Origin of the sequence: Microbacterium sp., assembly GCF_049661145.1 — a bacterium.
Classification (GTDB): Bacteria; Actinomycetota; Actinomycetes; order Actinomycetales; family Microbacteriaceae; genus Microbacterium.
On sequence record NZ_JBASZT010000052.1, the window covers coordinates 1 to 11,259 of the forward strand.

General features: G+C 68.4%; 11 protein-coding genes and 1 pseudogene. 7 read left to right on the plus strand and 5 right to left on the minus strand.

Going from position 1 to position 11,259, the window contains the following annotated elements:
• A pseudogene (locus WBP48_RS02275) lies at positions 1-356 on the plus strand (HEAT repeat domain-containing protein); the annotation flags it as partial.
• Positions 357-381: 25 nt separating this feature from the next.
• On the opposite strand, the gene secA2 reads toward WBP48_RS02275, so the two are convergent.
• The gene (secA2, locus tag WBP48_RS02280) at positions 382-2,649 is read right to left on the minus strand and encodes an accessory Sec system translocase SecA2 (protein ID WP_424435460.1); all 2,268 of its coding nucleotides are present in this window, start codon (positions 2,647-2,649) and stop codon (positions 382-384) included.
• Between the two features lie 163 nt (positions 2,650-2,812).
• Here secA2 and WBP48_RS02285 point away from each other — a divergent pair, with 163 nt between their 5' ends.
• The 3 genes from WBP48_RS02285 (at position 2,813) to WBP48_RS02295 (ending at position 4,957) form a co-directional block, all read left to right on the plus strand.
• Positions 2,813-3,262, plus strand: a complete 450-nt coding sequence (locus WBP48_RS02285) for an SRPBCC family protein (protein WP_424435463.1) — start codon at positions 2,813-2,815, stop codon at positions 3,260-3,262.
• Between the two features lie 72 nt (positions 3,263-3,334).
• Complete coding sequence (locus WBP48_RS02290; protein WP_424435466.1) at positions 3,335-3,685, plus strand: YciI family protein; 351 nt, start codon at positions 3,335-3,337, stop codon at positions 3,683-3,685.
• A 6-nt stretch (positions 3,686-3,691) separates the two neighbouring features.
• Positions 3,692-4,957, plus strand: a complete 1,266-nt coding sequence (locus WBP48_RS02295; RefSeq protein ID WP_424435469.1) for an RNA polymerase sigma factor — start codon at positions 3,692-3,694, stop codon at positions 4,955-4,957.
• A gap of 553 nt (positions 4,958-5,510) precedes the next feature.
• On the opposite strand, the gene WBP48_RS02300 is transcribed toward WBP48_RS02295, so the two are convergent.
• Positions 5,511-6,446, minus strand: a complete 936-nt coding sequence (locus WBP48_RS02300) for an aldo/keto reductase (protein WP_424435472.1) — start codon at positions 6,444-6,446, stop codon at positions 5,511-5,513.
• A gap of 27 nt (positions 6,447-6,473) precedes the next feature.
• Here WBP48_RS02300 and WBP48_RS02305 point away from each other — a divergent pair, with 27 nt between their 5' ends.
• Together WBP48_RS02305 and WBP48_RS02310 are read left to right on the plus strand one after the other, a co-directional pair.
• A complete protein-coding gene (locus WBP48_RS02305) occupies positions 6,474-6,839 on the plus strand; it encodes a MerR family transcriptional regulator (protein WP_424435475.1) in 366 nt (121 codons plus the stop codon).
• 86 nt (positions 6,840-6,925) lie between these two features.
• Entirely contained in the window at positions 6,926-7,486 is a 561-nt protein-coding gene (locus WBP48_RS02310) for an RBBP9/YdeN family alpha/beta hydrolase (RefSeq protein ID WP_424435478.1), read from the plus strand.
• 219 nt (positions 7,487-7,705) lie between these two features.
• On the opposite strand, the gene WBP48_RS02315 is transcribed toward WBP48_RS02310, so the two are convergent.
• The 3 genes from WBP48_RS02315 to WBP48_RS02325 all read right to left on the minus strand — a co-directional run bounded on the left by WBP48_RS02315 (position 7,706) and on the right by WBP48_RS02325 (position 10,126).
• Complete coding sequence (locus WBP48_RS02315) at positions 7,706-7,912, minus strand: hypothetical protein (RefSeq protein ID WP_424435481.1); 207 nt, start codon at positions 7,910-7,912, stop codon at positions 7,706-7,708.
• Between the two features lie 290 nt (positions 7,913-8,202).
• Positions 8,203-8,802 (minus strand): class I SAM-dependent methyltransferase, encoded by a 600-nt coding sequence (locus tag WBP48_RS02320; protein ID WP_424435483.1) that lies wholly within the window; start codon positions 8,800-8,802, stop codon positions 8,203-8,205.
• Positions 8,803-8,815: 13 nt separating this feature from the next.
• Entirely contained in the window at positions 8,816-10,126 is a 1,311-nt protein-coding gene (locus WBP48_RS02325) for a Fic family protein (protein WP_424435486.1), read from the minus strand.
• A 210-nt stretch (positions 10,127-10,336) separates the two neighbouring features.
• Here WBP48_RS02325 and WBP48_RS02330 point away from each other — a divergent pair.
• A partial coding sequence (locus tag WBP48_RS02330; RefSeq protein WP_424435489.1) for an IS4 family transposase occupies positions 10,337-11,259 on the plus strand: 923 nt, incomplete at its 3' end.

An 11,259-nucleotide genomic window follows, 5' to 3' on the forward strand; every position in this document is an offset into this window, starting at 1 on the left:
CGCGGCTCGCTACACTGGTGCGCGACTGGTCGGCATCCGACGATCCGCTCGTGCTGCGTGCCGCGGCCGCCGCCATCTGCGAGCCGCGCCTGCTGCGGACGCCCGAGATGGTGGCGGTCGCCGTCGAGGTCTGCGAGCGATCCACGGCGACTCTCGTCGCGATGCCCGCCGGGCGGCGCCGCGACGACGACGTCCGCGCGCTGCGGAAGGGTCTCGGCTACTGCTGGAGCGTGGCTGTCGCGGCGGATCCGCAGGCAGGGCTCCCCGTCTTCTCCGCCCTGGACGCCTCCCCCGATCCCGACGTCGCCTGGATTGTCCGCGAGAACCGCAAGAAGAAGCGGCTAGCCGGCCTCTGAGTCCCCCAGCAACACGAAGGTCGCGCTACTGGATCCGCATCACGGCGGAGCGCCAGCGTTTGCCGAGTTCTCTGGCGAGCCGGTTCCCCGGATTTCCGAGCGGGTCATCGCTCACCATGTAGGTCCACGTCGCGGAGGGGCGCCGCAGCCCGAGGTCCTCCAGGGTAGTCCCGCCGTCCTCCGCCGTCCGACCCGCCATGAGGGCCGTCACATCGCAGTCGACGGCGTCAAAGAAGCCGTGGAACTCGCGCAGCGCGATCCGGTGGAACTCGTCGATCGGCTTCTGTCCCGCGAGAGACCGGAGATGGATGCCGTCGCGAACCTCCTGGAGCAGCGCGAGGTGCGCCATCCAACGGTCGTCCAGGCAGTAGAGCGTCACGGCCCGCTCCAGCGTGGGGTCGGTGGCGGCGACCTTCTGACGGCGCGCGAGCACGGTGTCCCGCTGCGCGGCGATGGCGCGGTGGTACGCCCAGGTGTTGCGATGCCGGTCGAGACGGATGCCCTCGGCGATCCGCTGCGCTTGGTTCACGATCCTGCTGCGGCGCTCCGCCGCCAGCTCCGCCCCGCCCCGCCCGATCCTGATGAGCAGATGCTCCGGCACGGTGGTCTGCACGAGCTCGTCGTCGAGACTCACCACGGCAAGGCTCGCACCGGGGTCGCCCTGCCGGCCGGCGCGCCCGCGCAGCTGGGCGTCCAGCCGGCGGGAGGGATAGCGCCCGGTGGCGATCACGGCGAGGCCGCCCGCGGCGACGACGCGGGCGCGATCGCCTTCGTCGGCTCCGCCGAGACGGATGTCGGTGCCGCGACCCGACATCTGCGTCGAGATCGTGACGGCGGCATACTCGCCGGCGCGCGCGACGATCGCAGCTTCTTCGGCGTCGTTCTTCGCGTTCAGCACGTGCGCCTCGATGCCCTCCTCGGCAAGGCGCACTGCGAGCGCTTCGGACTCGGCGACGTGCTGCGTACCGACGAGCACCGGCTGACCTGCGTCGTGACGGCGGCGCACCTCATCCACGAGGATCGCGAACCGCTCGTCCGAGGTGAGGACGACGCGGTCGAGCTCGTCGACGCGGACGTTCGGCCGGTGCCGTTCGACGCGTCCCGAGGGAAGCTCGTAGAACTCCATCAGGTCATCCGCGACGGCCAGAACCGTGCCGCTCATACCGGACAGGGTGCGATACGCGTGCAGGAGATCCTGGATCGTGAGCTGGTCCAGGATCACGCCGGGAGGGGTCACGGTCAGGCGCTCTTTCGCCTCGATCGCCGCGTGCAGGCCGTCGGGCCAGCGCTGCCGATGCGCGACCCGGCCGCGCGCCGCGTTGATGAGCTTGATGCCGTCATCGGTCACGAGGTAGTCCACGTCGCGCCGCACCAGCATGCGGGCGTGCAGCGCGAGGTTGAGCCGAGTGAGCATCGCGGTGTGCTCGCCGTCGTACAGGTCGACGCCGCCGAGCCGCGCCTCCAGTCCGTCCAGGCCGGCGTCGGTCAGGGTGACCGTGGCCTGATCGCCGTCGACCGTGAAGTCACGACCCTCGACCAACGCCTCGACCAGCAGCGTCGCTTCGGCGAGGTCGTCGGCGCCGTGGTCGGAGGTGCCGGCGAGGACCAGCGGAATCATCGCCTCGTCGATCATCACGGCGTCGATCTCGTCCACGATCGCCGCATCGAATGCCGGTGACACGCGTTCGTCCTCGGCGACGGCGAAGCGGTCGCGCAGCACGTCGAAGCCGATCTCGCTGACGGGCGCGTAGACGACGTCGCACAGATACGCGCGTCGTCGCTCGTCGGTCGGCGTGTGCTGACCGATCCAGGCGACGCTCAGCCCGAGCAGCGCGAAGAAGGGCCGCATCCACTCGGCATCCCGCTGGGCGAGATAGTCGTTTACGGAGAGGACGTGCACTCGGCGGCCCGTGAGCGCGTGGCCGGCCGCGGCGAGCGCGCCCGCGAGCGTCTTGCCCTCGCCGGTGTCCATCTCGACGGCATGCCCGGTCATCAGCGCGCAACAGGCGACGAGCTGCTCGTCGAACGGTGCAAGTCCGACCGCGCGCGCCGCGGCCTCACGGGCGAGGGCAAGGAATCGCGCGGTCGCGTCCGGGTCCAGCTCTCCCCCGGTCCGCAAGGGCAGGCGCTGCGCCGCGGCCTGGATCGCCTGATCGCCCAAACCGCGCATCGAACCGGCGTAACCTGCGGCCCGGTCCACGATGCGGTCGAAGCGACGAAACGACGCCGAGCCGGGCAGCCCCAGCATCCGTGCCGCCCACCCGGGGAGGAATCGGCGACCGGCATCCACCATGCGTGCGACTCTACGTGAGCGCGGCGGGCGTTCGCCGGTTCCTCGCACGCACCGCGAGCAGTGCCGAAACATCAGACAGGCACTGTCCTCGACGCTCGCGTTCATTCGTCCCTGTTGTAGACGGCGCCTGCAGGGGTGCCGCGGACAAGAAGGGAGGCCCCTCATGGGTCGCTTCACCACAATTGCAAGAGAAGGTGCGGTCAACGGCAGCACGGAAGAGATCCTTGCGCTGCTGGCCTCGACCGCCGGGTACACGGAGATCAATCCGTATCGCACGAGCGATCCCCACCTCTCCATCGAGCCGTTCGGCCCTACCTCAGGTGTTGGGGCCGGATTCACGTTCAAGGGGAAGCACGGAAAGGGCACTCAAACCGTGGCCGCGCTGCGCCCCGATGGGATCGACTTCGACATCGATATGGGCCCCATGGGCACGTCGCGCCAAACGGTCGACCTCGTACCGGTGAGCGACGACCTCACGCGGGTGACCTGGAGCGCGACGTTGGATGCCGGGAACCATCCCGTGCTGCGCATCTTCGGTCTGGTGGCGCCGAAGATTCTCGGCCCGAGCCTGGAAACCGGCATCGCGAATCTCGCCGGGCACGGCTGGAACTGACCTTCTCACCAGAACCACCCGTGCCCCTACGATGGGGGCGCGGTTCCAGACGAGACAGACAAGGAACTCCCCATGAAGTACACGTTCTTCCTCTACAGCGACGAAGCCGCGTATGCCGAGAAGTCCGAGGCGGACATGCAACAAGAGCTCGCTGTCTTCGGCGCGTACATCGGCGCGCTCCGAGAAGCCGGAGTGTTCGTCGCCACCGACTGGCTCCAGCCGACCGCGACGGCGACCACCGTGTCCGTGCGCGGCGGTGAAGCCGTGGTGCACGACGGCCCCTTCTCGGAGACGAAGGAGCAGCTCGGCGGCTACTTCGTGATCGAGGCGCCATCGCTCGATGTTGCCCTCGAATGGGCCAAGAAATGCCCGGTCGCCCACTACGGCAAGGTCGAGGTGCGCGCCTCGGCGATGGACGGCTGAGCCCTCATGGCGAACGACGGTGAGCCGAGCTCGACCCACGGCATCCTTCTGGGGATCGTCGAGGGGCATCGCGCTCGGCTCATCGGAGCGCTCGCGCGGTGGTGCGGCGATGTGCAGCTTGCCGAGGACGGATTCAGCGAAGCGGTCGAGGCGGCGCTCACCGCGTGGCCGTCGAACCCGCCGACCAAGCCCGAGGCGTGGCTCGCCACCGTCGCCCGCAACCGCATCCGCGACACACTTCGCTCGGCTGCGCACCGAAGGTCGACGACTCTCCCTGACCACATGGGCGCCGCACTCGAGGCGGACCTGACCCCGAGCAGGGACGACACCCTCGCGCTCCTGTTCGCGTGCGCGCATCCGGCCCTCGATCGCAGTGTTCATGCACCGCTGATTCTGCAGGTCGCGCTCGGGGTCGGCACTGCCGATGTCGCAACGGCGTTCGCACTGCCGGTTGCCACGCTCTCGAAGCGGCTGGTGCGGGCGAAGCAGAAGCTGCGGGTGAATCGAGCGTCTTTCGAGATTCCGGAGCAGATCGAGGGCGACCGCATCGGGGCCGTGCTCGACGCGATCTATGCTGCGTACTCCGTTGACTGGCTCCGCATCGCTCCCGCCGATGCGACGGAACTCGTCATCGAGGAGGCCATCCATGCCAGCCAGCTGTTGCTGCGCGAGTGCCCCGAGAACCACGAAGTGCGGGGGCTCGCATCGCTCCTGCTGTTCTTGCACTCGCGCAGCTCTGCGCGCGTTGCGAACGAGATTCTCATTCCCCTCGACGAACAGGAGCGCACCGAATGGGATCATCACCTCATCCGGCGGGCAAACCGCATCCTTCGTGATGGCCTGCACTATCCCCGCTCGGGCAACCCCGGCCCGTACGAACTGCAAGCTGCTATCCAGTCGGCCCACGCAACGAGCACGTCGAGTGAGACGCCGTGGCCGATCATCGCCCAGCTCTACGACGCGCTCATCGCCGAAACCCCCAGCATGGGCGCTCAGGTCGCTCGAGCAGTGGCTATCGCTCGATCGACGAACAGCGCTGCTGGACTGGCGATACTTGATGCGCTCCCGCAGCGCTATCCGGCGGTCGACGCCTTCCAGGCTTTCCACGCAGCAAGAGGTGCCCTCCTGCACGACGCCGGGGAAATCGGAGCCGCTGCCGTCGCGCTGCGACGCGCTCACGATCTCAGCACCGATCTCCCCAGCCGGAACTACCTCTCGGCGATGCTGAGCACGCTTCGTCGCACCTCGACCGAAGGTGACCCACCACCTTGAACGCCGCCACCTTCGTCCAGCCGCCGGCCTCGGTGAGCTCACGGCGGGTCTCGTAGGAGGCAAGGGTGAGGATCTGCTGGGCTGCCCGCTCACCAGCGCACCGGGCACGGTATACGTGGTCGGGCCGCGTGCCGTGTTCATCCGGCCCGAACCGTCGCCTACACCGTGAATAACGACACCAAGGGCCGGACGAAGCCGCTCGTTCCGCCTTCATCCGGCGCGAAACGTCGCTAACGCTGCCAATGACGACTATTCAGGTCGGATGACGGTTGAGAAGCTGGAAACGGAAATGGCCCCGAACCGGGGTGAAATCGGGTTGGCTACAACGTGGACGGACTTCTCGGTACGCGCCGCAACGTGCACGGTGCCCCATCGTTTGCCCCATGAGCAATGCTCGATGGGGTTCACCACGAACGATCAGCTTCCTTGTCGGAAGTGAGATGGGACAACGCCATAGCGTTGCAGGAACCGGAGGGCCACTGCCCTCGGATCGTTCCATCCGACCCGGGCGACGTGGACACGCGGGAAAGTCGCCGACAGCGGCACCCATCCGTCAGTTCGCATCCAGACCGGAGGAGCTTGCGATCATCTCGTACTGCTCGGCCGTGAGGCGGAGGTTTCCGGCTGCAACGTTCTGGTCGAGGTGCACGGTTGAGGCCGTGCCGGGGATCGGGAGTATGTTGCGTGCGCGGTACAGGAGCCAGGCGAGCGCCACCTGGCCCGGCAGTACGCCGAGCTGATCCGCGACGTGCTGCACGACGCCGCTCGGGCGAGTGTGTTCGCCGATCGCGAGGGGGAAGAACGGGATGAACGCGATCCCCTCGGCGGCGGTGTGGTCGATCACGACGTCGTGATCGCGGACGGTCAGGTTGTAGAGGTTCTGCACCGCCGCGATCGGCGCTACCCGGCGCGCCTCCTCCAGCTCGGCGACGGTGACCTCGGACAGTCCGATGTGCCGAATCTTGCCCTGCTCCCGCAACTCGGCAAGCGCGCCCACCTGGTCGGCGATCGGGTACGCGGGGTCGAGCCGGTGGAGCTGGAGCAGGTCGATCGTCTCGACCCGGAGGCGTCGCAGGCTCAGCTCCACCTGCTGCTTCAGGTAGGCGGGGTTCCCGAGCGGCACCCACTCGGTCGGCGAGGGGCGCAGGTTCCCGACCTTCGTGGCGATCACCACGCCGTCGGCGTACGGGTGCAGGGCCTCGGCGATGAGTTCCTCGCCCTGCCCGAGCGCGTACGCGTCCGCGGTGTCGATGAGCTGCATGCCCGCATCGACGGCGTGCCGCAGCAGCGCCACCGCTGCCGAGCGGTCATCGGGCGCACGCCAGATGCGCGCCCCGGCGTGGGTGCCGTCGCCCGTCGCGTCGGTCAGCCGCATCGTTCCCAACCCGATACGGCGGATGAGGAGGTCACCGCCGAGGAGGAACGATTCGTCGGATACGGACGTGGAGGCCAATGTCGGTGTTATGTTGCCCAGGGTAGGAACTGACACCAGTGTCACCTGCAAGAGGAGGAACCCGTGAGGCCGAATGACGGCACCCTCGCCATCGGCGAACTCGCTGAACGGACCGGCGCAAGCGTCCGGTCCCTCCGGCACTACGAGCAGCGCGGCCTCCTCGCCGCCGAGCGCACCGCGGCAGGCCATCGACGTTTCCCGGAGGAGACCGTCGAGACCGTCCGCCGCATCCGTATGTTCCTGGACGGTGGGCTGCCCCTGAGCATCGTGGCGATGATCATTCCCTGCTTCACCGCGCAGGGTGCCGGGCTCGATGCCTGCGTCGCCGGATACCTCCGCGACCGCCTCGACACCGTAGAAGCGCGCATCGACGCCCTCGACCAGCAGCGCCGCACGCTCCGGTCACTCCGCCGGCTTGCGCTCACCTGACATTGGGACATCCCCGCGCCAGAATGGCGAGCGTAAGAGAACGTGACAGAGGAATGAGAGGACGTGGCGGGTCGTTTTCAGGACGCATGAGTCTCGAACGTCTGGTCATCGTCCACGGGTATCACGCGTCCCCGTCCTCTCACTGGTTCGCCTGGCTGGCCGACGAGGTGGTTCGTGACGGCGTGCGAGTGGCCATCCCGGCGCTCCCGGAGCCGACCTCACCCGACCTGGAGGGTTGGATCACGACCGTCGCCGACGCGATCGGGACTCCCGACGACGGGCTGACCGTCGTCGCCCACAGCCTCGGCGCGATCACCGTCCTGCACGCCCTCGGCCGGCTCGCCGGCGACTGGTCTCTCGGGGCGTTCGTCGTCGTCTCCGGCTTCGCCGACTCTCTGCCTGCGCTGCCCGAGCTCGACGGCTTCACTGCCGACCCGCCGGACATCGAACGCCTCGCGGAACGAATCAGGCAGCGCACCGTCATCGCCTCCGACAACGACACGATCGTTCCGCCCGCGGCCTCCCATGCCCTCGGCCGTCGTCTCGACGCCCAGCTCGTGACAGTGCCCGGCGCAGGCCACTTCCTCGCCGACGACGGCTACACGACCCTCCCGGCCGTCCTCCACCCCGTCACGCGACCCGCCTGAACCGGCCCCCATCTACGCGTCGGTGACGAGCGTTGATAACGTCGCGCGCTGCCCGCCGTTTCACCAAGGATCGCTTCCGCTCCCGATGCGGTTCACGGTTCAGGCGTCGGGTTGGGCTTGGTGGCGCGGATCGCGTCCATCAGAGCGGCATCCGCGCGGAGAGCGTCCAGTGACTCGCCGTTCAGCAGACGCACCAGCACGCCATCGCCGGTCGGAGTTTCAGTGTGCTTGGGCGCGGGATGCCCCAGCAACGGCAAACGCAGGATGTTCGTCGGCCAGGCGCCCTCGTTCGGCGAGCCGCACCGCGTCGTGGAGGCTGGCGCGCACCCACGCGTGATCGAGCATCGGCAGTTCGTGGACGCGGCCCGGAAAGCACAGTGGGAACTCACCGCCCAGCACATGGAAGAACGGCGCAGGCTCGTCCACGACGTATTCGGAGACCTCCGCCCGGGCAGTCCACGCGAGTACGCCGCGACGCGGCGACAGCACGCCGACGCCGCACCCTCGACGCCATCGAGGCCCTGCCCGTCACCGAGGCCGCGCAGCTCATCCGCGACCGCACCGCGCAAGATCAGGCGCGACGCGACGCTGCAGAGCGTGCCGATGCCGCGCGGAAGGCACGCGCCGCGAAGCTCCATGATTTCACCCCGCGGCCCTCCCGCTCCGGCCTGACACCGCTCAGCCGGGGGCTTGGGCTTTAGCCGGGAGCGTGTCGTCTACTCGGGTTTCGTCCAGGTCAGGGTGTAGCGGTACCAGAACCGACGGCGGACCCGACTGCCTGGCAGGACCTCACTGGAGATGCGCCTGATCTCGGCGAGTGATTCCGAGGGACGCGCGACAGTCATGCCGGGGTAACCCGATTCACCGCGGAGCTTGCTCAGCAATCGGATGGGGAGCACCTGCACACCGGACACGATCCAGTCCCAGGCCGTCTTGTTCGCCGACAAGCCCACGATGTACAGGCAGCCACCCGGTTTGAGCTTCGCTTTCATCTGCACGAGAGCGGCGACCAGGGGCATGTGATGGAGGGTGGCGACGCAGGTGATGAGGTCGAAGCTTCGCCCGTCCAGTTCCGGTGCGCTCAGGAACGAGCCGAGGACGATCTGGCCGTTCGGTGCCTCGGTCAGGCGCCGTTGCGCTTGCTCGATCGCGCGTGGGTCAGGGTCCAGACCGATGACGCTCGTGGCTTTCGCGGCGAGCTTCTCCACCAGGAAGCCATCCCCGCAACCGATGTCGAGCACATCTCCACCATGCGGAGGCACTGCGGCGAGCAACTCCGCGTGGTACGCAGTGTTGTGATTCCAGTAACCGACCATCGACCTCGTCGCCTCACAGATCCAGCGCGTCGCGCCGTGTGGTGGACGCCGGGTGCCGTGCACCGAACTGACTCACGTCGGGCAGCGCAGGCCCGAGCCGCGGCTTATGCCCCTGAGTGTCCCCACCGCCGACGCGGTTACCGCGCTCGGTGAGCGCGGCGAGCGCGAGATGACGGTCGGCGGTCCAGCACACCAGGCGGCCACGCTGGTCCTTCGTACGGCCGAGGATGCCCGCCTCAGCCAGCTCGGTGAGTGCCCGGTGCGCTGCGGCCGGTGAAACAGCGAGGCGTGTGCTGACGGATTCAGCTGTGAGCACCGGATCGGAGGCGAGCGTGTCGAGGATGCGCAGCACGACGGCATCCCGCCGCGGCACCGCGGGGTTCAGACCCCGGCCACGACGGAAGGCGACGAGTCGGTCATACACGTCCCGGTCGAGCGCGGCGATGTCCTCCGCGAGCCTCACCGCGTTCCCCGCTGCCTTCTCCGCGGCCTGCGCGAAGCCGATCACCCATTCATCGAGCGCGGGCGAATCGGCGCGGTAGTCGGTGAGGCCGGCGATGTAGGCGTCGGTGTCTCCGGCGAAGAGGGTACTGATCGGGATGAGCGCATTCCGCAGTGCGTCGGCGCGGTGCAGAACGGTGTGGATGATGGCGCGTCCGGTGCGGCCATTGCCGTCAATGAACGGGTGGATCGTCTCGAACTGCGCATGTGCGATCGCCGCCCGCACCACCGGGTTTCCGCTCGTGTCGGTGACGAACCGCGCGAGGTCCGCCATGAGGCGGGGCACCTCGGTCTCCGGCGGCGGGACGAACGCGGCTCGTAGCGGCGACCAGCCAGGCCCGCCGACCCAGTTCTGCTCCCGTCGCAACCCGCGTTCCAGCCCCGGCTCGATGACGTGCTGGAGGTCCACGATGTCGGAGGTCTCGATGGGGCGCGTATGGTCGGCCAGTTCGGCGATTGCGGCCTCTGTTGCCCGCACATTCGCCACGACGTCGAGCGCCTGACGCGGCCCCTGGTGCAGGAGCTCCGCGATCGCGAGGCGTTTGGGTGTGACCCGGTTGCCTTCGATCCACGAGGACGAGATGGACTCCGAACGGATCAACAGGTGATTCAGGTAGCGGCCCCGCGCTCCGATCCGCTCGTCCGCGCGCGCGAGTACCGCCAGCGCGTCCTCCGCCGCACCCTGCGCCTCGGCGCCCAGCCTCGGAAGGCGCTCGCCCAGTTCGTCGGGCACATAGGCGAGGTACCGGCCGGGCGCGCGATCCTTGCGGCTCAGACCGCTCGCGTCCTCGGGATGCCACGGGCGCTCGACGTACTCACCCACCACAGCCTCCCTTCCGCCATCGGTATTTATACTTTAGATGCACTAGCCGGGAAATAGCAGGCATCGAGCCACGGTTAGATCCAATGCCGTTCGGTTAGCGGGTGTGGGGTGTTGTCAAGCGTTGGCGCGGCGCGGCGTGGGCTGGAAGTGACGTAGCTCTTGTAGGAGTGGATCTGTCCGCCAAGACCGATCCGTCCCACAAGAGCTACGATGCCCCATTCTGCCACCCCGCCCTCGTCTTCGTTCGATGTGTTCGCTGCCGGTCACCTCGGTGAGTTGACCGGGATCGTTCCGACCGAGATGGTCGATGCCGCGCTGGAAGCCGCTGGCGGGGGCCAGAAACGGCTGCGACGGCTCCCCTCTCGCGTCGTCGTCTATCTCCTGCTCGCCGGGGCGTTGTTCGTCGGGCAGGGGTGGCAACAGGTGTGGGCGCGGCTGACCGCCGGCCTGGGTGTCCGGGCGCCCAGGCCGGCGAAGTCGTCGATCACCCTGGCGATGCGCCGCGTCGGCCCCGCACCGCTACGCGAGCTGTTCACGCTGCTCGCTGGCCCCGCACCCGCGCATGCGGGGCAGTCGGCGAGGTTCGCGGGCCGTCTGGTCGTCGCGATCGACGGCACCCAGATCCCGGTCGCAGACACCGCGTCGAACCACGCGGCCTTCCCCAAACCACGGGGAGGCCCGAACGGGGAGGCCGGTTACCCATTCCTGCGACTGGTCGCGCTGATCGCCTGCGGGACCAGAACAGTCGTCGACGCGGTGTTCGGCCCAGACCGGACCGGTGAGCTCAGCTATGCCAGGGCGCTTGTCGGCGCGCTGCGCGCAGGGATGCTGCTGCTCGGGGACCGGAACTTCGCCACCTACCAGTTCTTCGCCGACGTTCACGGCGCTGGCTGTGACTTCCTCATCCGCGCCAAGACCGGGAACGGGGCGATGAGCCTGCCCGCGCAGAAGCGGCTTCCCGACGGCTCCTACCTCGCCTCCGCGAAAGGCACGACCGTGCGAGTGATCGACGCGCAGATCCACGTCACCACCGACACCGAGACCCGCACCGGGACATACCGGCTGATCACCACGCTTCTGGATCCCGGCGAGGCGCCCGCGCGGGAACTGGTTCGGCTCTACCACGAACGCTG